This is a genomic window from Sinomonas humi (assembly GCF_000802235.1).
GTDB lineage: Bacteria > Actinomycetota > Actinomycetes > Actinomycetales > Micrococcaceae > Sinomonas > Sinomonas humi.
In genome coordinates this window covers 70,211-91,588 of the sequence record NZ_JTDL01000089.1, presented here as the reverse complement: position 1 = coordinate 91,588, position 21,378 = coordinate 70,211, and the positions used below count along the sequence as shown (strand labels likewise).

At 68.7% G+C, this 21,378-nt stretch carries 20 protein-coding genes; 8 read left to right on the top strand and 12 right to left on the bottom strand.

Going from position 1 to position 21,378, the window contains the following annotated elements; all coding sequences use genetic code 11:
- Positions 1-338: 338 nt before the first annotated feature.
- From LK10_RS07860 to LK10_RS07835, 6 genes are all read right to left on the bottom strand, one after another.
- Positions 339-962, bottom strand: coding sequence for an MBL fold metallo-hydrolase (locus tag LK10_RS07860; RefSeq protein WP_043122017.1), 624 nt, complete (start codon positions 960-962; stop codon positions 339-341).
- A 127-nt stretch (positions 963-1,089) separates the two neighbouring features.
- Complete coding sequence (gene rpsN / locus LK10_RS07855; protein ID WP_043122014.1) at positions 1,090-1,395, bottom strand: 30S ribosomal protein S14; 306 nt, start codon at positions 1,393-1,395, stop codon at positions 1,090-1,092.
- A 3-nt stretch (positions 1,396-1,398) separates the two neighbouring features.
- Positions 1,399-1,569 carry a 50S ribosomal protein L33 gene (gene rpmG / locus LK10_RS07850; RefSeq protein WP_043122011.1) on the bottom strand — a complete coding sequence of 57 codons (171 nt, stop codon included), beginning with the start codon at positions 1,567-1,569 and terminating at the stop codon, positions 1,399-1,401.
- The gene (gene rpmB, locus LK10_RS07845; RefSeq protein ID WP_043122008.1) at positions 1,569-1,805 is read right to left on the bottom strand and encodes a 50S ribosomal protein L28; all 237 of its coding nucleotides are present in this window, start codon (positions 1,803-1,805) and stop codon (positions 1,569-1,571) included. The genes rpmG and rpmB overlap by 1 nt, the downstream gene beginning before the upstream one ends.
- Before the next feature lie 231 nt (positions 1,806-2,036).
- On the bottom strand, positions 2,037-2,519 hold the full coding sequence (locus LK10_RS07840; RefSeq protein ID WP_043122005.1) for an SRPBCC family protein: 483 nt from the start codon (positions 2,517-2,519) through the stop codon (positions 2,037-2,039).
- Positions 2,512-2,886: an ArsR/SmtB family transcription factor gene (locus tag LK10_RS07835; protein WP_043122003.1), complete on the bottom strand. Its 375-nt coding sequence runs from the start codon at positions 2,884-2,886 to the stop codon at positions 2,512-2,514. The genes LK10_RS07840 and LK10_RS07835 overlap by 8 nt, the downstream gene beginning before the upstream one ends.
- A gap of 167 nt (positions 2,887-3,053) precedes the next feature.
- Here LK10_RS07835 and LK10_RS07830 point away from each other — a divergent pair, with 167 nt between their 5' ends.
- Positions 3,054-4,298, top strand: a complete 1,245-nt coding sequence (locus LK10_RS07830) for an MFS transporter (protein WP_043122000.1) — start codon at positions 3,054-3,056, stop codon at positions 4,296-4,298.
- Positions 4,299-4,478: 180 nt separating this feature from the next.
- Here LK10_RS07830 and LK10_RS07825 read toward each other — a convergent pair whose 3' ends face one another.
- Positions 4,479-6,140, bottom strand: a complete 1,662-nt coding sequence (locus LK10_RS07825; RefSeq protein ID WP_043121997.1) for a sensor histidine kinase — start codon at positions 6,138-6,140, stop codon at positions 4,479-4,481.
- Between the two features lie 156 nt (positions 6,141-6,296).
- Between LK10_RS07825 and LK10_RS07820 the strand changes: the two genes are divergently transcribed.
- A complete protein-coding gene (locus LK10_RS07820; RefSeq protein WP_052207086.1) occupies positions 6,297-7,466 on the top strand; it encodes a PP2C family protein-serine/threonine phosphatase in 1,170 nt (389 codons plus the stop codon).
- A gap of 156 nt (positions 7,467-7,622) precedes the next feature.
- On the top strand, positions 7,623-9,206 hold the full coding sequence (locus tag LK10_RS07815) for a S53 family peptidase (protein ID WP_043121994.1): 1,584 nt from the start codon (positions 7,623-7,625) through the stop codon (positions 9,204-9,206).
- Positions 9,207-9,331: 125 nt separating this feature from the next.
- Here LK10_RS07815 and LK10_RS07810 read toward each other — a convergent pair whose 3' ends face one another.
- A complete protein-coding gene (locus tag LK10_RS07810) occupies positions 9,332-10,561 on the bottom strand; it encodes a glycoside hydrolase family 26 protein (protein WP_043121991.1) in 1,230 nt (409 codons plus the stop codon).
- A gap of 268 nt (positions 10,562-10,829) precedes the next feature.
- Here LK10_RS07810 and LK10_RS07805 point away from each other — a divergent pair, with 268 nt between their 5' ends.
- Positions 10,830-12,842: an acyl-CoA dehydrogenase family protein gene (locus LK10_RS07805; RefSeq protein ID WP_043121988.1), complete on the top strand. Its 2,013-nt coding sequence runs from the start codon at positions 10,830-10,832 to the stop codon at positions 12,840-12,842.
- A gap of 409 nt (positions 12,843-13,251) precedes the next feature.
- Here the strand turns inward: LK10_RS07805 and LK10_RS07800 are convergent, their stop codons facing one another.
- The 3 genes from LK10_RS07800 to LK10_RS07790 are packed head-to-tail and all read right to left on the bottom strand — an operon-like array spanning position 13,252 to position 16,330.
- On the bottom strand, positions 13,252-14,352 hold the full coding sequence (locus tag LK10_RS07800; protein WP_043121985.1) for an enoyl-CoA hydratase/isomerase family protein: 1,101 nt from the start codon (positions 14,350-14,352) through the stop codon (positions 13,252-13,254).
- Complete coding sequence (locus tag LK10_RS07795) at positions 14,349-15,161, bottom strand: gamma-glutamyl-gamma-aminobutyrate hydrolase family protein (RefSeq protein ID WP_052207085.1); 813 nt, start codon at positions 15,159-15,161, stop codon at positions 14,349-14,351. Before LK10_RS07795 ends, LK10_RS07800 begins: the two co-directional genes overlap by 4 nt.
- On the bottom strand, positions 15,158-16,330 hold the full coding sequence (locus LK10_RS07790) for a glutathione S-transferase family protein (protein ID WP_052207084.1): 1,173 nt from the start codon (positions 16,328-16,330) through the stop codon (positions 15,158-15,160). The genes LK10_RS07795 and LK10_RS07790 overlap by 4 nt, the downstream gene beginning before the upstream one ends.
- A 283-nt stretch (positions 16,331-16,613) precedes the next feature.
- Here LK10_RS07790 and LK10_RS07785 point away from each other — a divergent pair, with 283 nt between their 5' ends.
- From LK10_RS07785 to LK10_RS07770, 4 genes are all read left to right on the top strand, one after another.
- Complete coding sequence (locus tag LK10_RS07785) at positions 16,614-17,468, top strand: enoyl-CoA hydratase/isomerase family protein (RefSeq protein ID WP_043121982.1); 855 nt, start codon at positions 16,614-16,616, stop codon at positions 17,466-17,468.
- Positions 17,469-17,558: 90 nt separating this feature from the next.
- Positions 17,559-18,992 carry a ferredoxin reductase family protein gene (locus tag LK10_RS07780; protein ID WP_043121979.1) on the top strand — a complete coding sequence of 478 codons (1,434 nt, stop codon included), beginning with the start codon at positions 17,559-17,561 and terminating at the stop codon, positions 18,990-18,992.
- Positions 18,989-19,588, top strand: a complete 600-nt coding sequence (locus LK10_RS07775) for an FMN-binding protein (RefSeq protein ID WP_043121977.1) — start codon at positions 18,989-18,991, stop codon at positions 19,586-19,588. Before LK10_RS07780 ends, LK10_RS07775 begins: the two co-directional genes overlap by 4 nt.
- On the top strand, positions 19,581-20,432 hold the full coding sequence (locus LK10_RS07770) for an FAD:protein FMN transferase (protein ID WP_231567679.1): 852 nt from the start codon (positions 19,581-19,583) through the stop codon (positions 20,430-20,432). The genes LK10_RS07775 and LK10_RS07770 overlap by 8 nt, the downstream gene beginning before the upstream one ends.
- Before the next feature lie 155 nt (positions 20,433-20,587).
- On the opposite strand, the gene LK10_RS07765 is transcribed toward LK10_RS07770, so the two are convergent.
- Positions 20,588-21,355 carry an SGNH/GDSL hydrolase family protein gene (locus LK10_RS07765; RefSeq protein WP_043121975.1) on the bottom strand — a complete coding sequence of 256 codons (768 nt, stop codon included), beginning with the start codon at positions 21,353-21,355 and terminating at the stop codon, positions 20,588-20,590.
- Between the last annotated feature and the right edge of the window lie 23 nt (positions 21,356-21,378).

Below are 21,378 nucleotides of genomic sequence, written 5' to 3'. Positions count from 1 at the left end.
CTCAAACAACAGGCCCAGAAAGTACATCCCCCAGGCACAAAACCCGGGATATCTCCCAACCGAACGAGGTTCAACTTTATCGGTTTTCCCGCTCTCTCGCAAATCCGTGCTTTCCGCTCGAATTCCCTGAGAGGGGTTCCTTTATTTCCGATCCCAGCCGATTCGGACATGGTCCAGCTCGACTATTTCTAGGTTGGATTTCAAGGATTCGTGCCGCTCACTGCTCGGCGGCAACCCGGACTACATTACAGGCTCCCCGGGGGCCCTGCAAATCGACCCCCAGCCCACCCGTCGCCCCGCGCCCTCCCAATAGCAGGGAGCAGAACCGGGCGGCTGCGTCAGGCCTCGCGCAGCTCGCGCACCCGCCCATGGCCTGGGCACAGCCATCGTGCACCGAGCCCGGCAATCAGTTCGAGGGACGCCTTGGCCTCGCGCGGATCGCTCGTGAGGAATCCCGGCATCAGCCGCAGACCGTCGTTGCTCCCCCGCACCGCGTCCCCGGCGAAGACCACGTCCCCGAACGTGAAGACCATGTGGCCAGGGGTGTGACCGGGAGTGGCGATCGTCATCACCCCTGGGAACGGTTCTTCCCCTCCCTCGAGGAGCTCGAGGCCCCTTGTGATCTCAGGAGTCTTCCGGCGCGCGAGGAGACGGCGGAACCGAGTCGCCGGCTGCCGCTTCCCCTCGAGGATCTCTGCGTCGGCACGCCCGAGCCACACCCTTGCGCCAGTAGCACCCTGGACAGCAGCTGCGGCTCCTACATGATCGAGGTCCGCGTGCGTCACAAGAACGTCCGTCACTCGGTCGAGCAGGCCTGCGCTCCTCAGCTCCTCGAGCACCTTTCCCCCGCCCGCGGGCAGTCCGGGGTCGACGACGGCGACCCTATCGTCGTCGAGCAGTAGGTAGCCGTTGGATCCGGCACTGCGCTGGAGCCGATAGACGGACGGATAGATGCTCTCCATAGCACCAATGCTGCCGGGCAGCATGTGCGGAACGGAAGAGCGTTCCAGAAACGCCGAAGGGACGACACCCACTCGGGGTGCCGTCCCTTCGGACGTAGCTGGCGCTGCGCTCAGGAAGCGCAGTTCCTTACCAGGACGACTTCGTGACGCCCGGCAGCTCGCCGCGGTGCGCCATCTCACGGAAGCGCACGCGGGAGATCCCGAACTTCTGGAACGTGCCGCGCGGGCGGCCGTCGATCTGATCGCGGTTGCGGAGGCGAACCGGCGAGGCGTCGCGCGGAAGCTTCTGCAGGCCGAGGCGAGCGGCCTCGCGGGCCTCATCCGACGCGTTCTCGTCGACAAGGGTCTTCTTCAGCTCGGCACGCTTCGCGGCGTAGCGCTCGACGATGACCTTGCGCTGCTCGTTGCGGGCAATCTTGGACTTCTTGGCCATGGTTTAGCGCTCCTCTCGGAAGTCGACGTGCTTGCGGACGACCGGATCGTACTTCTTCATGACGAGGCGATCGGGGTCGTTCCGACGGTTCTTCCGGGTCACATAGGTGTAGCCGGTGCCCGCGGTGGACTTGAGCTTGATGATGGGACGTGCGTCCTTGTCCTTCTTGGCCATCAGAGCTTCACACCCTTCGCAAGCAGCTCGGCGACGACCGAGTCGATGCCGCGCACGTCGATGGTCTTGATGCCACGGGCCGAAACCGTGAGGGTCACGTTACGGCGCAGGGACGGAACCCAGTAGCGCTTCTTCTGGATGTTCGGATCGAACCGACGCTTGGTGCGGCGGTGCGAGTGGGAGATTGAGTGACCGAACGCGGGCTTGGCCCCGGTCACCTGGCAATGAGCTGCCACAGTTCGCTCCTCCAAGTTGTAGTCAACAGTTGCAGTAAAAATGACGGTCCGCAGATGCGTCCCGCCACCTTGATGCACCGTAGTTCTGCAGCTTTCCGGAGGGTGACCAGGCGGGGTGAGAGCCAGCCGAAGTTCCTCGCCGCGGGTTAGACGGTGTCTTCAGTGCCGAGAAGTGGACTCCACTGCATACGACAGCGTTAAATACTAGGCCGCGCGCGAGGGGCCTGCAAATCAGGGCTTCGAGGAGGGCGAAACGTCGGCGCCCTCGTCCAGGATCTCGCCCAGACGTCGGAACAGATGGCCGCCCCAGCCACCGCCCATGATCTTACGGGCCAGCTGGTCATTCTGGTGATCCGCGCGGAAGCCTGCCTGCACAAGGCTGAGGCGAGTGCCGCCGTCGTGCGCCACAAGGCGGAAGGTGACAGTGGTCCTCATGTCATTCTCAGGCGATGCGTCTGCCCACGAGATGACGAGGAGCTCCGGCTCACGCAGCTCGAGGACCTCGCACGCGGTGACCCCGGAGAAGCGGGTCGCCTCAATCGGCGCACTACGGAAGGTGAAGTGGTGGCCGACGACGGGCGCGAAGTCGTTGGGCATGAGCCACTGGGCGAGCAGTTCGGGCGTCGTCAGGGCGCGCCATACGACGGCGGGCGGGTGCGGGAGGAAGTCGTCGACTCGGATTTCGGTGGGATCGGCGGCGTTGGCGTCAGTCATGGAAGGAGTCCTTTTCTCTTGATGACTTGTCGTCTTCGGCGGATTCGTCGAGCAGCGCAGCGAGCCGGGAGACACGTCCCCGCCAGAACTGCTCGTAGGGTTCGAGCCAGGCGCGCAAGAGCGAGAGCGGCTCTGGGGTGAGCGAGTAGTACCGATTTCGCCCCGCCTGCCGTTCGGCGACGAGGCCGACGGCGCGAAGCACCTTGAGGTGCTCAGCGACGCTCGGCCGGGCCATTTCGTACCGGTCCGCGAGCGATTGCGCGGTCTGGGGCCCCTCGAGCAGCGCGGCAAGGAGGTCTCTGCGCACGGGATGCGCGAGGGCCCCGAAGACATGGTCCGTGGGGGTCTCCTTGCTCTGGCGTGGCACGAGACCACGATACGTAGGAAATTTCCTACGCGTCAAGCATCACCCTAGGACTCCTAGTACCACCCTCCGACGCGCCATCGGCACCCCGCTCGTGATTGTCTAGAACGAACACGTTGAACGACCAGCGGGGCAGCCCGCAGGCAAGGTCCCGCAGAAGGGACTGCCCCATGGCTGCCAAGACGCAGCCCACAGCCACTGCGGCCAGCAGCGCTCGCCCCTCGCGGCCCGCCGGGTCCCGAAACCTCCCCTGGGCCTCCCTCGTGGTGCTCGCAGCCTTGGGTTTCACGGCCGTGACGACCGAGCTCCTCCCCTCCGGGCTGCTGCCCCAGATCAGCCAAGACCTCCACGTCCAAGAGTCGACGGTGGGTTCGCTCACGGCCGGTTATGCAGGCGTCATCGTCGTCACAGCGTTGCCGCTCTCGAAGTTCCTCGGGGCAAGGGTGCCGCGAAAGCAGCTGCTCGTCGGCGTCGTCTTCCTCTTCGCGCTGAGCAACGTCCTGCTCGCAGCCAGCCCCGTGCTCGCGCTCGCCGTGGCGGCCCGCCTGCTGGGCGGCATCGCGCACGGCCTGCTGTGGTCCACGATGGCCCCGTACGTGGCCAAGATCGTTCCAGCCGATTCCATGGGCCGCGCCATGGCGGTCGTCTTCAGCGGCAACAGCATCGCGATGGCGGCTGGTGCCCCGCTCGGGACCCTGCTCGGAGGCATCATGTCTTGGCGGGCCTCGTTCCTCGTGCTGGCAGGGGTCGCCGCGGTGCTCGGCGCGCTCGCAATCCTGCTGCTCCCTGCCATCAGCCTCAGCGCTACAAGTGCGCGCCCCTCAATCCGGTTGGCCATTCGCCAGCCCGGCGTGGTGACGGTCGCGACCGCTTGGCCGCTCCTCCTCTTCGCCCACTTCGCCCTCTTTACCTACATCGCGCTGTTCGTCCGCGCCGAGGCGCTGCCCGACGCCGCCACCAGCCTCTCGCTGTCCGTCATCGGAGTTGCCGGGCTGCTCGGGATCTGGGCGGCGGGCATCACCGCCGACCGCTTCCCGCGCAGGTCGCTCATCGTGACCATCGCGGCCATCGCAGTCGCCTTCGCAGCCATGCCGTTGTTCTCCGGGACGTGGGGCGGGCTCATCACGCTCACTGCGGTGTGGGGCGCCGGAATCGGAGCGGTAGGAATCTACAACCAGGCAGCCATCCTCCGCGCAGGCGGCGAACAGGGAGAGGCAGCCAACGGGCTGAGCGTCGTCACGATCCAGCTCGGTATCGCGCTCGGTGCGGCCTACGGGGCAATATCGCTTGGCGTCGCCGGCGCCCAGTTCGTCCCGCTCGCAGCCGCAATTCCGGCCGCAGCTGCACTCGTGATGACAGTCGCAGGGAGACGCCACGCCTATCCCCCGGGACGCGCCGAGGGCGGACGGCTGTAGGTCCCCAGCCTGCGGAAAAGGGGATCGCCCCGGCGTGCGATTGGGGGAAACACGCGCCGGGGCGACCACAGCTGGCGCTGCGGGCGTATGGGGGGATGCCCGCAGCAACCGCCCATAACGCTACCGCCCGGTAGGGGGCGAACGGGCGTTCTTAGCGCATCCTTAACGCTTCGGTTGGGGTCAGGTTCCGAAGGCCCCGACAGCTTCGCCCATGGCCGGAATCCGCAGGGTGAAGGTGCTCCCCTTCCCGAGTTCGCTCGCACAGTCGAGACGCCCGCCGTGCTGCACGGCAACCTCGTACGCGAGAGCCAGGCCAAGGCCGGTGCCAGGAGTTCCCGAGCGCTTTGCCTCGGCGCTGCGGTGGAACCGGGTGAATGCCCGCTTGACGTCCTCGGGGGACATCCCCATTCCGTGGTCCTCGACCCTCACCTTCGCCCATTCCGCTTCCCTCGCGGCGGCCAGGACGACTTCCGTCCCGCCGGGCGAGTACTTGACCGCGTTGGAGATCAGGTTGTCTAGGACGCGCCTGATCCCGGTCAAGTCGCCGAGGGCGGGAAGGGGCTCCTCGACGCGGACCGTGAGCTGAATGCCGGCGCGGGCGGCTTCGGGGCCGGCGGTTTCGGCGGCCTCGACAAGGAGTTCGGCCAGGTCCAGCTTCGTCCAGGCCACCGCCCCGGCCGCGCCGGTCGTAGCGGCGGCCAAGATGTCGTCGACCATCTTCCTCAGGTGTGACGCGTTCCGGGCGATCACCTGCAGGTCCCCCCGTCCGCCGGGCGTCAGGGCTGGCTCCCCGTCGAGGAGCTCGGCGTATCCGATGATGCTGGTCAAGGGAGTACGGAATTCGTGCGACATCGCGGCCAGGAAGCTGTCCTTGGCCCGCACCGCCGCCAAGACGTCCGTGATGTCGGCGAAGGCCAGCACGGTCCCGGCTCGGCGGCCCGTCGCATCGTGGAACTGACGGGCTGAGACCGAGACATCGCGCGCAGCGGCGCCTCTGCCGAGTCGATAGACCTCGTGGGTGATGTCCTCCCCCGTTACCGCCCGCGCTGCGGGCCGTTCCTCGGGCGGGAGAGGGCTCTGCGAGCCGTCGCTGTACACAAGCAGCTCTGCCTCGGGGGCGTCTAGGGCTCCGGGAGGCAATGCCGCGTGGTGAAGCTGGCGCTGGCGGGCGTTCATGAGCAGGTCATGCCCGTCGGCGTCGATGACTACGACGCCCACGTCGACCGTCTCGACGATCGTCTCCATGAGCCGGTAGCGGGTCTCGCTGCGCTCCAGAAGGTCGTTACTCCTGGCCTGCTGCGCCGCGCTGCTTGCGGTCATGACCGAAGTCGCCACACCGATGGCGAGCATGACGAACGGGTACATCAGCTGCCCGGCCAGAGCCTGCGGAGTCCCGGCCCGGGAGGCCAGCAGTGGAACCCAGACAACGAGCAGCGCGCCAAGTCCCCCAGCTGGGACCGCAAGCTTGGGCCTATAGCCCGACCCGGCAAGCCACATGACGGGGAACACCGCCAGTAGACCGGCACCCGCGAGCATCGTGGACGACGAATCGCGCAGCATCCCGACCGGGATGAAGTCGAGGAGGGGAACTGCGAGGAAGGATGGATAGGGCAGCTGGTCCCAAGGCACGGCGGCGGCCAGGCCCAGCAAAGCGAGGGCGGATGCCTGGGCGGCGAGGAAGAGTGGGCGCGTGACATCCCCATAGCTGGAGACGGCGAGGACGACGACGGAGAGCAGCATCGTCAGGTTCAGCGGCGCTTGGCTGAGAAGGACCCTGCCCCTCAGGCTCAGCTCATGGAACCTGTAACGGCCAAGCAGAAGGACGTCGACGAGATGCTCCATGAGGTCCCCTTGCCCAATTCCCTGACTGCACGGCTTTTCCCAGCCATAGCTCTGTGACAGACACTGTAAAGGGATCGTCCCGAAGAGGACGACCTTGTGAAGCTGCCTCCAGACGGTGTGGGAGGGCCAAGAGGAACTGTGAGTAGGGTAGGGCCGATGCGACCCACGGAAACACCGGCTGCGGAGGCACGCCGGGTCGAAGCACTGCACCGGCTCGGAATCCTCGACACCGCCCCGGAGGAGCGCTACGACCGATTTGTCGAAGCGGCCTGCGCGGTGTTCGGCGTCCCGGCCGCCGCGGTGAACTTCATCGACGCCGACCGGCAGTGGACCAAGGCCGAGGTCGGGCTCAACGGGCTCGAAGAAGTTCCCCTGTCCGAGTCGATGTGCGCCCACACCGTCCGGCAGGATTCCACGCTCGTACTGGAGGACGCCTCGAAGGATCCCCGGTTCGCCGACGGGATGTTCGTCGCCGACGGCGTGCGGTTCTACGCGGGGCACCCGCTGCATGCGCCCACCGGGGAGCCCATCGGCTCCCTGTGCATCGTGGACACCAAGCCTAGGGCACTCACCGGAAAGGATCGGACCGCGCTCGCAGCCCTGGCCAGGCTTGTCGAGCGAGAGGTCGCTATGGGAGCGGAGCTGGACCGGGCCGCGCAGGTCCAGCAGTTGATCATGCCCCGCACCGCCCCCGAGGTCCCGGGTTACCGGCTCGCCGGACGGTGCGTGCCCGCCCGGAGCGTCGGCGGGGACTTCTTCGCCTGGCAGCGGCTGCCCACAGGCGACCTGCAGGTCCACGTCGCCGATGTCATGGGCAAGGGGATCCCCGCCGCCCTGATCGCGGCCTCGCTCAGGGCAGTCCTGCTCGGGGCCTCGGCCTTCAACGACCAGCTGATCACGGTGGAGAAGGTCGCCGCGGCTTCGCAGGACCTGTTCGGCGACACCGACACGTTCGCCACCCTCTTCTCCGCCCGCCTCAACCCCGCCACCGGCGACCTTCAGTACATCGACGCAGGGCACGGCCTGGGCTTCGTCCTCTCCCCCGGCCGCGCACCCCGCCGCCTCGCCAGCAGCGGGCTGCCCCTCGGCGTCGTGCCTGATCACGCCTGGGAAGCCCACGGCGAGCACCTCGAGCCCGGCGACGTCCTCGTCGTCGTCAGCGACGGCATCCTCGAGCTGTTCCCCAACCTCGAGGATGCCCTGACCCGGGCGGCCCAGGCCAAGACGCTCGACGCAGCGCAGCTCGTCGAGAACGCCATCGCCTTCGCCCGCCGCCAACAGCACGAGGACGACGTCACCATCCTCGCCCTCCGCCGCGACCCGTAGCCCGCAGGCGCACAGAGCATCGGTCGTGCTTTAGTGCTTCATCCTGAATGCCCTGGTTCCTCGCCGAAGGCTGGCCAACAGCAGGAATGTCGGGGGAGGCTGGGATGATCCGTGCATCTGCAGGAACGACTATCCACCCTACGGGAGGAGAACCCGATGTCAGACCAGCACGAGCCACAAGCCCAGAGTGGGCCTAGCGTTCCTCTGGCCGGATCCGACCGGCCCCCCGCCTCCGGCCTGCTCTCCCACGGCCCCGCCGACCCCTCGCTGCGAATCGAGGTGACCGTCGTCCTGCGCCGGCGTAACCCGCTGCCCGCGCAGCCGGCCCCGGAGCCGATCACCCGGGAAGCCCTCGCCGAGGACTACGGTGCGTCGGAGGAAGACGTGCGGCTCGCGACAGAGACCTTCACCCGCCTCGGGGCGGAGGTGGTCGAGGCAGACCGGGCATCACGCCGTCTACGACTGGCCGGAACCGTCGGCCTGCTCGGCCGGATCTTCGGCACGGGCCTCGAGGAGGCCACCAGCACCGCACCGGACGGCACGGCGGTGCGGCACAGGCACCGCACTGGGGGCCTGAGCATCCCGGCAGAGCTGGACGGAATCGTCATCGCGGTCCTGGGCCTCGACGACCGCCCCCAGACCCGTGCCCAGTTCCGTGCGATCCCCCTCGCCGCGGCCAGCACCAGCTACACACCGCCGGAGCTCGGCACGATCTACAGCTTCCCCGCCGGGACGGACGGGACCGGGCAGAGCGTTGCCATCCTCGAACTCGGCGGCGGATTCGCCCAGTCCGACCTGGACGCCTACTTCGGCGGGCTCGGCCTGGCCACACCCTCCGTCACCGCCGCGGGGGTCGACGGGGCATCCAACCAGCCCGGGCAGGACCCGCAGGGCGCCGACGGCGAAGTGCTCCTGGACATTGAGGTCGTCGGTGCACTGGCCCCCAAGGCCGCCATCGTCGTCTACTTCGCCCCCAACACCGACGCCGGCTTCCTCGACGCGCTCGTGGAGGCATCGCACGCCACGCCTCCGCCCTGCGCCATCAGCATCAGCTGGGGCCAGAGCGAGGACGCCTGGACCGCCCAGGCCCGCGCCGCGCTCGATCAGGCCCTGGCCGACGCCGTGGCCCTCGGCATCACCGTGACCGCCGCCGCCGGCGACCGGGGCAGCACCGACGGGGCCACAGACGGCAAGGACCACGCGGACTTCCCCGCCTCGAGCCCGCACGCCCTCGCCTGCGGCGGAACCCGCCTCGAGGCCGACCCCGCGACCGGGACGATCGCTTCCGAGACCGTCTGGAACGACGGGCCTTCCTCGGCGACGGGAGGCGGGTACAGCGACGTCTTCCCCGCCCCGGTATGGCAAGACCGCCCGCCCGCTCCCCCAGGGGGAACGACGGCGAGCACGCCGGCCTCTCGCGGTCGCGGTGTCCCCGACGTCAGCGCCGTGGCCGACCCCCAGACCGGTTACAGGGTCCGGGTGGACGGCGCCGACATGGTCATCGGCGGGACCAGCGCAGTTGCCCCGCTCTGGGCTGCACTCATCGCCAGGCTGGCCCAAGCAGCCAACCGCCGGTTCGGCCTCGCCCAGCCCCTGCTCTATGCCCAGAAGAGCAGATTCCGGGACATCACCTCCGGCAGCAACGGCTCCTACCAGGCCGGACCCGGCTGGGACCCCTGCACCGGTCTGGGCACGCCCGACGGCACCGCCCTGCTCCAAGCCATCACCACAGGAACCTGAGCGCTGCCGCGCCGGGACGGCGTCGACGAGGGTGATCAGGGGCGCGCGGCGACTCGGACGATGATGCTGCCGGCGGCCGGGCAGCGGGCAGCGGGCAGCGGGCAAATGAAGGGAGGGGGCCCGCGCTACGGCCTGAGAGCGAGGGCCGAGGCGAAGGCCGAGGCAGAGGTCGAGGAGCTGTCGATCCTCCAGTCCACCTCTTTGTCCAGATCGAACCACGCGAAGCCCATGATGCTCGCATTAGCGGAGAGGTACTGGATCAAGGCTTGGTTCCACGCGGCCTTGTCCCCGCCCTGCTCGGCCGAAGCGACCTCGGCGATCAGTGCCTGCTTGGACGGTGCGATGGCCGCCAGTTCAGAGAGGCCCTCGCCGAAGAGCGCGTCAGGCATCACCCACGTGCTCCCCCACGACTGGGTGGTGCCCCAGTTGTAGCCGTCGAGGCCCACTAGGTCCGCATACGCGTCGCCGGGATAGAGGGCGGCAAGGTCGGTAGAGCCCGCGTAGGGAACGTTGGGGCACCAGACCCACTGAACGTTCGGGACACCAATGGCTGAGAAGACGTCGCGCACGTGCCTGAAGGCCTTGGCGTAGTCCCCGGGCGCATTTCCCTTGACCTGCTCCGACCACGGGTACCAGTTGCCGTTCATCTCATGCGCGAAACGCAGCAGCACAGGCCCCCCGTAGGCCTTCAGCCCGTTGGCCCAGGCTGCGATGTAGCTGTCGTAGGCGCCCCCGTAGATCGCGTTGAGCGCGTATGCGGGCTGCGATGTACCACCGGTCGAGGCATTCCAGGGCTCCCACGTCAGAAGTGGTGTCGCCCCACGGCTGGCCACGTACGCGAGACCCTCGGTCGGGACCGCGGTCGTCGTCCAGTCACAGTAGGCATGGACTATGGAGGGCCCCTCTCCAACGAGGGAGGCGACCTGATTCAATTCGCCGGCCGAGCTGTATCCGCTCAGGGTAGCCACCCCGAATCGCAGCGGGTGCGCGAGATTGGGAGGCGGGACCGTGGCGGAGGCGGCGACGCTGAACGGGGCCTGGGCCGATGCCGCACCCACCGTAGCGCTGACGTAGGCCGTCCCGGCGATGCCGCTCGGGACCGTGAGGGTGGCCTGGAGGTAACCGGAGGCAGAGGTGGTGACGGCAGCAGAGACCGAGCTGAGCGTGACGGTGCCCTTGGCCTTCTTCGGGAAGCCCGTCCCTGTGACGGTCACGGTGGTCCCGATTGGGCCAGAAACAGGGCTGAGCGTGATTGCACCGGATGATGCCTGTGCAGTGGTCCCTCCGAGCACGGTGGCTGCCAGGCCCAGCGAAGCCCCGACGAGTACGTCGCGGCGGCGGAAGGTCTTCTTCATGGTCGAACGCGCTTCCTAAGGTCGTAGACGGAACAAAAAGCCCAAGGCCCAGACTGCGCGACACACCAGCCTGGAAAGCGATCTTACAAGCTTGACTCGTGCTATGACATCTCTCCCAACCCCCGATCTGAGGCCTCGCCCGCGGTCGCCGAGCACCGGCGTCGTCCGAGGAGGAGGCGCCCTACCCGCGGGTAGCACCCCGGCGTAGCATGGAATGACAGCTGAAGGGTCACCGGCCCGCGGCGGCCCCGGGAGCGAGGGAGCTGCCATGACCACGGACACGACGACAACCGGCACCCACGCCGAACCCGACCCGAGCGAACCCCAGCCGACCCCTCGTCCCGAGGACCGGGAACCGGGCTGGGAAGAGTCACGAGCCGTTGCCGAGGCCAGCCGGGATACGACGTGGACGCGGCCCAGTTTCGCGAAGGCCCTGTACCTCGGCGACTTCCAGTGGGACCTCCTGTACCCGCCACCTGTGCCGAGGGAGGACGAGGTGGCCGAGGGTGAGGAGTTCCTGCGGCGCCTCGAAGAACTCGCGCGGGGGATGGACGGCCGCCGAATCGAGTCCGAAGACCGCATCCCGGACGAGTACATCCGCGGTCTCGCGGGCCTCGGGGCGTTCGGCATGAAGATCCCGAAAGAGTACGGAGGCCTAGGGCTCTCCCTCGCCTACTATGGCCGGGCCCTCATGCTTCTCGGAACAGTGCACCCGAGCATCGGCGCGCTGCTTTCCGCGCATCAGTCCATCGGGGTGCCCGAGCCCGTGAAGATGTTCGGCACCGAGGAACAGAAGCGCGCGTTCCTCCCGCGATGTGCCGCCGGGGCGGTCACCGCCTTCCTGCTCACCGAGCCCGACGTCGGCTCGGACCCCGCAAGGCTCACGACGACGGCGCGGCTCGCCGAGGATGGCCAGAGCTACGTCCTCGACGGGGCGAAGCTCTGGACGACAAACGGCGTGATCGCCGAACTCGTCGTCATCATGGCCAAGGTCCTCCCCCACGACGCCGCGGGGGACGTTCCCGCTGGGAAGGGTGGCATAACCGCGTTCGTCGTGGAAATGGACTCGCCCGGCATCACTGTCGAGAACCGCAACTCGTTCATGGGGCTCAAGGGACTCGAGAACGGTGTGACGCGCTTCGATGGCGTGCGCGTGGCCGCCGCGAACCGAGTGGGCGGCGAGGGCCAGGGCCTCAAGATCGCGCTGACCACCCTGAACACGGGGCGTCTTTCGATCCCAGCTCTCTGCGCGGGGGGCGGCAAGTGGACCCTGAAGATCGCCCGCGAATGGTCGAACGCGCGTGTTCAATGGGGGCGGCCCATCGGCCAGCACGAAGCGGTCGGAAAGAAGATCGCATTCATCGCCGCTACGGCATTCGCGCTTGAGTCCGTCTTCGAACTCTCCGCGGCCCTGGCTGACGCGGGCATGAAGGACGTCCGGATCGAGGCGGCGCTCGCGAAGCTGTGGTCCAGCGAGATGGCGTACCGCATAGCGGACGAGCTCCTCCAGATCCGCGGCGGCCGCGGCTACGAGACGGCCGAATCGCTCATGGCACGCGGCGAGCGCGGTGTCGGGACAGAGCAGCTCGTGCGTGACCTCCGGATCAACCGCATCTTCGAGGGGTCCACCGAGATCATGCAGCTGCTCATCGCGCGCGAGGCCGTGGACGCCCACTTGGCCGCAGCCGGTGCCCTCGCGCGCCCGGACGCCACTCTCGCCGAGAAGGCCCGTGCGGCCAAGGACGCCTCCGGCTTCTACGCCCGCTGGCTTCCCAAACTGCTCGCCGGTCCAGGGCTCGATCCGCGCTCGTTCCGTGAATTCGGTCCGCTCGGGAAGCACCTGCGCTACGTGGAGCGCGCGTCTCGGAGGCTTGCGCGCCACACGTTCGCCGGGATGGGGCGGTGGCAGGCGGGGCTCGAGCACCGGCAGGCGTTCCTCGGGCGGATCGTGGACATCGGGGCCGAACTTTTCGCGATGGCGGCTTCGTGCAGCCGTGCGGAATTCCTTAGGTCCAGTGGAGCCCCGGGCGGCGACAGCGCCCGCGATCTCGCTGATGCGTTCTGTGAGCAGTCGCGCCAACGGATCGAAGCGCTCTTCGATGCGCTGTGGGTCAACACCGATTCCGAAGACCACGTGCTCGCGCGCCGCGTCCTAAATGGGGACTTCACTTGGCTCGAGGAAGGCATCCTCGACCAATCAGAGGGAACGGGGCCGTGGATCGCCGAGCACCGCGAGGGGGCGAGCCTCAAGCCGGACGTCCGACGTCGGGTGGGAGGGTAATCGCCTTCGGCGGCCCGTCGTCGTCGTTCGTTGGTCACGTCCGGACGGTGCCCTCCCATCCAAAGGTCACGTCCCGACGCTTGGAACGGGCGCGCACCCGCCAAAGGTGACCAACCAACGGACGCGCACCCGCCAAAGGTGACCAACCAACGGACGCGCACCCGCCAAAGGTGACCAACCAACGGACGCACACCCGCCAAAGGTGACCAACCAACGGACGCACACCCGCCAAAGGTGACCAACCAACGGACCCGCACCCGCCAAAGGTGACCAACAAACGAACGCACACCCGACAAACGTGACCAACAAACGAACGCACACCGACAAAGGCGACCAACAAACGGACCCGCACCCGCCAAAGGTGACCAACAAACGGACGCGCACCCGCCAAAGGTGACCAACAAACGGGCTAGGCGGTGAAGGCGGCGGCGACCTCTTCGGAGTCCACGTCCTCGATCCGGCCCGGGTTCCACGCCGGGGCGCCGTCCTTGTCAACGAGCAGCGCGCGGATGCCCTCGCGGAAGTCTGGGCGCGCCACCATGGCCGTCCCGAGGGCCAGGTCCTGTTCGAGGACGGCCTCGAGCGAGCCGAGTTTCGGCGAGCGCCGGAGCGCCGCGAGCGTCACAGCGACCGAGAACGGACACACCGCGCGGAGTTCCTTGAGCGCAGCGGCGGCGTCGGACGCGTGCGGACCGGACGACCCCGCGAGCTCCTCTAGGCGCGCTGCAATCGCGCTCGCCGAATCGCCCGCGTAGACATCGTCCACCCAGGCGCGGGCCCCGGCGATCTGCGCCGGCGGAGGCTCCACGGCGAAGGAGGCTACGACGTCGTGCGCGCCGGCCGCAGCCCCCGAGCCCGCAGCCCACGAGCCCTCCGACTCCGAGCCCGCAGCCCACGAGCCGGCCGCCGTCGCCTCCGCGAGTGCCTCGACGAGTGGGTCGAGGCGCTCCGAAGGGACCATCGCGTCGGCCCAGCCGAGGAGGATCGCGTCCGCTCCCCCGGCTTGGCCCGACGTGAGGCAAAGGTGCGTCCCGAGCTCCCCCGGGGCACTGGCCAGCAAGAGACTCATGCCGACGTCGGGCGTGAAGCCGATGCGGGTCTCCGGCATCGCAACGACAGTCCGCTCCGTCACGACCCGCATCGATCCCGACGCCTGCGGCGCGTGGGCCGAGATGCCGAGGCCGCCACCCATGGTGATCCCGTCCATGAGCGGGATGTACGGCTTCGGATAGGCACCGATGAGGGCGTTCAGCCGGTACTCGTCCGCCCAGAAGCGGACGGCGTCGTCGTTCGTCCCCGTGTACAGCGAGCGGACGTCGCCGCCAGCGCACAGCCCCCGAGCTCCGCCGCGGACGACGACGGCGCGCACCTCGGGCGTCTCGGCCCACGCTTGGAGTTGGCGCTCGAGGGCGAGGACCATGCCGTGGTCGAGGGAGTTGAGCGCCTTAGGGCGATCGAGGGTCAGGATGCCGAGGCCGCCGCGTACCTCAGAACGGACGTGTTCGCTCACTGGACCGCTTCCTCCCGCTCATGGCCGTGGCCGTGGCCGTCTGCCCTCGCCAATCGGCAGGCTTCGACGAAGGCACGCATGATCGCGTCGAGCTGGGCAGCATCGCCCTGCGCGTCCTCGGGGTGCCACTGGACCGCGACGAGCCACTCCTTCGGGTCTTCGGCCTCGAGCGCCTCGATGACGCCGTCCGGAGCTTGGGCCGTGACGCGCAGTCCGTCGGCTACACGCGCCGCGGCCTGGTGGTGACCCGAAGGAACGGCGGCGCTCGTTCCGACGATGGCGGCGAGCCGGGAGCCGGGTTCGATTGCCACGTCGTGCAGGACCATCGGCCCGCTCGGGTCCGCGTAGTTGCGGTGCGGAGTGCCTTCGAACGGGAGGTCCTCGTGGAGGCTCCCGCCGAGTGCGACGTTGACGATCTGGAGGCCCCGGCAGATCCCGAGGACCGGGCGGCCTGTCGCCCTCGCATGAACCACCGCCGAGGCCTCGAATGCGTCTGCCGTGGGATCGACGTCGGAAACCGTCGGGTGGTGTGGATCGCCGTCGTACAGAACGGGGTCCACGTCCCCGCCGCCCATGACGAGCAGGCCGTCCCACGCCTCGTCGCCCAGGAGGACCCCGGCGAGGTTTGGGTCGGCCGCATCGAGGACGACGGCGATTCCTCCTGCGCGCTCGACGGCGGCGGCCGCGCTCCTCGTCAGCCCGTCGAGCTCAGCGTGGAACCAGTCCGGGTAGGCGGGCGCCGAGCCCGGCCAGGTGACCGCGACGCGTGGCGACGCGACCCGGCGGGAGTCGGGCGGCGTCGTCGTCATGCGTCTGCTCCCTTGGGCACGCCGCCCGAAGCGGGGTACAGCGGGTTGTGGCCCGGGGCGACCCGCTCGCCCTCGGGAGGGGGACCTGGAGGGGTGCCGTCGCCGAACGGGCGACCGCCGAGCTGTTCCCGGCCGTGCGGGGTGAGCCAATTCGACGTGTCGGGGCCCTTCGGGACGATCCCGGTCGGGTTGATGTCCTCGTGGACGATGTAGTAGTGGCGCTTGATCTGCACGAAGTCGATCGTGTCGCCGAAGCCCGGCGTCTGGAACAGGTCCCGCGCGTAGGCCCAGAGTGCCCGCTGTTCGCTCAGCTTGTTGCGGTTGCACTTGAAGTGCCCGTGGTAGACGGCGTCGAAGCGCGCGAGGGTCGTGAAGAGGCGGACGTCGGCCTCGGTGATGGTGTCGCCCACGAGGTAGCGGCGGGTGCTGAGGCGCTCTTCGAGCCAGTCGATCGCGTCGAAGAGCGCGTCGTACGCGCGCTCGTAGGCCGCTTGGGAGCCTGCGAAACCGCAGCGGTAGACGCCGTTGTTGACGTCCTTGAAGACCCGCTCGTTGACCTCGTCGATCTCGTCCCGGAGGGCCTCGGGGTACAGGTCCGGGGCGCCGTCACGGTGGAACTCCGTCCACTCCGAGCCGAAGTCGAGGGTGATCTGGGGGTAGTCGTTCGTGACGACCGCGCCGCTCGGAACGTCGACGATCGCGGGGACCGTGATGCCGCGCGGGTAGTCGGGGAAGCGCTTGAAGTACGCCTCCTGGAGGCGCTCGATGCCGAGGACTGGGTCGCGGCCATCGGGGTCGAGGTCGAAGGTCCACGAGCGGGAGTCGTGCGTGGGTCCGGGCAGTCCGAGCGAGATGGCGCCCTCGAGGCCGAGGAGCCTGCGGACGATGATCGTGCGGTTCGCCCACGGGCACGCCCGGGCCGCGACGAGGCGGTAGCGCCCGGCCTCGACCGGCCACGCTTTGGCTCCCTCAGGGGCTCGGGACCCGGGCGGGAACGTGCCGTCACGGGTGATCCTGTCCTCGATGTACCGCGTATCGCGCGTGAACTCCTCGCCCGTGTGGACGTAGGAACCGGCGGTGCTGTAGGAGCCTGATGCGCTGGATGTGCCTGACGCGCTGTAGGTGTCTGACGCTGCTGGGGACTGGGACTGAGTCTGCTCCGTCGACATGGCCCCAGCCTAGCCCTGTGTCCGCGCTGGCGCTGGGCGAGCCGCGGCGGGGGCGCGTGCCGCCGTCGTCGTCCGCTCGTCGAAACCCGAGCTAGCGGACCAGACCCGAGGCGCTTACCTGCGGTCTCATCCGTTAGCTCCGGTTTCGACGGCAGAGCCAGCCACTGAGACTCGGGAACCCCGCTCCGATAGCCTGTGACAAGGCCTGCGACAGCGGGCACACCGCGGGCACGAGCTCGACGACGAGCACGAGCCCAACGACGAGCGTGAGGAACGAGGATCCATGGACTTCGGCAGCTTCGAGACCCTGGCCATCGAGACGTCTGGCGGTATCGCGACCGTCACCGTCAACCGCCCTGAGGCGCTCAACGCGCTCTCAGGGAAGGTCGTCGAGGAGCTTGCAAGGGTGTGCGAGGAGCTCAACCGGCTGGGCGGCACGGGGACGAGCGCTGCCACCACTGGGATCCCCGGGACGGCGGACGACGGCGCGTGGCCGGTTCGCGGCGTCATCCTCACCGGTGCGGGCGGGAAGGCCTTCGTGGCAGGAGCCGACATCCGCGAGCTCACGTCGATGAACGCCGATCAGGCCGAGTTTCATGCGCGGTCGATGCACGCGGTGACCCTCGCACTCGAGTCGGTCCCCGTACCCGTGATCGCGTGCGTGGACGGCTTCGCCCTCGGCGGCGGCTGCGAACTGGCCCTCGCGGCGGACTTCATCTACGCGAGCGAGCGCGCCCAGTTCGGCCAGCCCGAGGTCAACCTCGGGCTGGTCCCCGGCTTCGGCGGCTCGGTGCGCCTCCAGCAGCGGATCGGCCTCGGCATGGCGCGCGAGCTCATCTACACCGGCCGCCGCATCGATGCCCATGAGGCTCACCGCCTAGGCCTCGTCAACCGCGTGCTCGCCACCCGCGAGGAACTCCTCGCCGCCGCGGCCGAGACGATCGGCGAGATCGCCACGAAGTCACCCACCGCCGTCGCCCTCTCGAAGCGCTCCATCAATCAGGCCACGGGCAGGACGACGCCGGAGGGGCTCGACATCGAGGCCCGCACCTTCCGGGCGGCCTTCGGCACTGAGGACATGAAGGAGGGCACGACCGCGTTCGTCGAGAAGCGAGCGGCGGTCTTCCCGGGGCGATAGGACGCACCTCACACTGGCGACGGGCGCACCATACGGAGCGTCAAGGGCGGTCACAGGGTTTCAACAGGGTTGAAGCCGAAAGTTAATGTCATGACGACAGCGTTCCGATCCGCCGAGCGGCCCGCACCGCCGCCCCGCCCGCGCCCCGGCAGCAATGCGCTAGCCCGGGAGTTGCGCCAGCGGGGCCGGCGCCGCCTGCTGCGCGAAGACTTCCTCACGATGCTCGCTTGGGCTTCGGGCGCGGCTTCGGTCGCTCTCTACCTGGCCGACGGCGGGGCTGCACAATTCAACAACCTCACCACCGCAACGACCTCGATCGGCATCATCGCCGGCCTCATCGGCACCGACCTCGTGCTCGTCATGCTCCTGCTCGCGGCGCGGATCCCCCTGATCGACGGTACCGTGGGCCACGACCGGGCGATGGAGATCCACGGCAAGCTCGGGAAGCCCGCGCTCTACCTGATCCTCGCCCACATGGTCTTCCTGCTCATCGGCTATGGCCTCACGGACAGGCTCAACCCGTTCGCCGAGGGCGTCTCCATGTGGAACAGCCTCCCCGACATGTGGATCGCGTTCATCTCGACGGTGCTGTTCATCCTCGTCGTCGTCACCTCCCTCGTCGCCGTCCGGAGGAGGTACCCGTACGAGTTCTGGTATGTGGTCCACCTGCTCACGTACGCCGCGGTCCTGACCGCGCTGCCCCACCAGTTCAGCGAGGGCCAGCTCTTCAGCCCCGGGCAGTGGCAGCGGTGGTACTGGATCGTGTTCTACCTCGTGGTGCTCGCGGCGCTCCTCCGCTACCGGATCTGGGCACCGATTGCGCTGACCTTCCGCCACCAGCTCAGTGTCACCCGCGTGGTTTCGGCGGGCGACGGCGCGGTGAGCATCGAGCTTACGGGCCTGCGTCTCGAGGAACTCACCGGAGCGGGCGGCAGGTTCTTCATCTGGCGATTCCTCGCCCCGCGACTCTGGTGGCACCACCACCCGTTCAGCCTCTCGGCTGACCCCGCCGCCGGACGCCTCCGGATCACGGTCCGGAACCTCGGCAAGGGCAGCGCGGCGCTCATGGCCGTGAAGCCCGGCACGAAGGTCGCGGTCTCCGGCCCCTACGGCCTGTTCGGCCACGCCGCGCGGACCCGCCCCGGACTCGTGCTCGTCGGCTCCGGCATCGGCATCACCCCACTCCGAGCCATCCTCGAGCGCGCCGAGTTCGAGCCAGGCGAAGCGACGGTGATCCTCCGTGCTTCAACCCCCGAGACCCTCTACCTCCGCGACGAGATCGCCGAGCTCTGCAGGCAGAGAGGAGCAACCATGTACGAACTCATAGGCCAGCGCGCCCGCCACGGCAACCCTTGGCTGCCCCGCCACCAGACCGGGCTCGCCCTGAGCAACTACGTGCCGAACCTCAAGGCCTCCGACGTGTACGTGTGCGGCCCCAAGAAGTGGGCAGACGCCGTCCTCAAGGACGCAAAGTCGGCCGGGCTCTCTGACGAGCAGCTCCATCACGAAAGGTTCGACTGGTGAGGGCCCGGGCAGCGGCCGCAGCCGCCCTCGCATCCTTCGGAATCCTTGCCATCGGGTGGCAGGCTGGCGCGCAGAGCATCGAGGCCTCGAAGGTCACCGGCGTCACGAACTCGGCGACGAACGGGAACGCAGGGACGGCCTCGAGCGGATCGACCACCTCGTCGGGAAGCTCCGCTTCGAACACTTCGGCTGCGGGTGCCTCGAGCTCGGGAACCGGCGGCTCCGGAACCACGGGGTCGGGCGGGACCAGCGGCTCAAGTACCTCGAGCTCAGGCTCGACGAGCAGCGGAAGCCAGGCGTCGACGTCGTCCGGGCTCAAGAACGGCTCGTTCACGGGCACCGCCGAAGAGACCCGGTACGGGATTGTCCAGGTCCAGGTCGTGGTGTCCGGCGGGAAGATCACGGATGTGCAGACGCCTCAGCTGACCGGCGACGACATGCGCTCCGACATGATCAACTCCGAAGCGGCGCCGATCCTCCGTTCCGAGGTCCTCCAGGCGCAGTCCGCGAACGTCGACACCGTGAGCGGCGCTACCTACACCTCGGAGGGCTACGTGGCCTCCCTGCAAGCGGCCCTCAACGCAGCGCATGCCTGAGAACCAGCCCGCGAACCTCAACGCGCGGACATTCCTTGCGATGGGGACGGTTGTGAGCCTGAGCGCGGCGTTTGCGCCAAGGCCCGATGCAGGCGACGACGGCGGGGACGGCGCGAGAAGGCTCGATGCGGCCGTCCGGGTCATCGAGGCCGATTTCGCGACGCTCGAGGACAGGTTCAGCCTGTTCCGCGAGGACTCCGAGGCAAGCGCCCTCGCGCGGGGCGTCCTGCGCCTGGCGAACGCGAGCGCGGAGACGCGGGCCGTCTACACCGATGCGATCGAGTGGCGACGGCGGACCCATGGCGCGTTCACCCCCGAGCGTCCCGACGGCGTCCTCGACCTCAGCGGCATCGTCAAGGCCCGTGCGATCGCCGAGGCAGGACGCTCGCTCGTGGCACTCGGGCTCACCGACTGGTGCCTCAACGCTGGCGGCGACGTTCTCGTCGCGGGCACGCCATCGCCGTCGAACGCCACCTCCGGAGGGGACGCCGCCCGCCCGTGGCTGGCCGGCGTCGTCGACCCGGAGGACCGGCGGACCCTGCTGGGCGCCTACCCGCTCGCCGGGGCGCCAGGTTGCGTCGCGCGTCGCGCCCTCGCGACGTCCGGGAGCGCCGAGCGCGGCGACCACATCTGGGCTGTGAGCGGCGGCGCGCCCGAATTCATGCAGGTCAGCGTCGCTGCGGCGGACATCGAGACCGCCGACGTCCTCGCGACAGCGATCGTCGCCGGAGGGCGCGAAATGCTCGACCTTGCGACCGCACAGTGGGATGTCGACGTGCTGGCCGTGACGAACGACGGCGGCCTCCTCGCCACCCCGGGCTTCCGCGCCCCGCACGCCGCGTAACACCCGCCGGAGGTGACCCCTGAACGGGGCTACACCCGCCGGAGGTGACACTTGAACGGGGCTACACCCGCGGGAGGTGACACTTGAATGGGGCTACACCCGCGGGAGGTGACACTTGAACGGGGCTCGACCCGCCGAAGGTGACCCCTGAACGGTCAGAGCCGCACGAGCTCCGGGTACTTCGGACTCAGGTTGTCCCCCGACGAGCGGCCGGTGAGCCGGCGCATCACCCACGGCCCCGCGAACTCCCGGGCCCACGCCGCGTTGGCTCGGAACCGCTCGCGCACGCTCAGGATCGGGAGTTCGGGCACGTCGGGAAGATCCGCGAGACCCTCGTGCTCGAGGATCCCCAGCACCCGATTAGCCATCGTCGCGTGGCCGAGCGCGGACATGTGCATCCGGTCCTCGGCCCACATGCGCCAGTCCTGGAACTCGTGGAAGCGCCAATAGTCGACCAGGGTGGCCCCGCGGCGATCGGCTATCCAGCGAACCTGCTCGTTGTAGACCGCCGTCCGCCCACGCATCGCGCCGAAGATCTTCGACGTTCCCGCATCGAACCCCGTGAACAGGAGCACTTGGGCTCCGGCCTCCTTGAGGCGCGCGATTGCGGCGTCGTACTCCTCGAGCAGCCCGTCGATGTCGACCTTCGGGCGCAGGATGTCGTTTGCGCCCGCGTAGACGGTCACGAGCGTGGGGCGAAGCGCGAGGGCGGGTTCAAGCTGCTCAGTGATCACCTGGCGCAGCTTCTTCCCCCGGATGGCGAGGTTCGCGTACCCGAAACTGGGATCGGCGGCCTGGAGCTGCTCGGCTGCCCGATCGGCCCACCCGCGGACGCCATTCGGACGCGACGCATCCGGGTCACCGACGCCCTCCGTGAACGAATCGCCCATCGCGACCCAGCGCTTCGTGAACTCCGCGCTCATGCCGCGCTCCCGCCGTCGTCCGC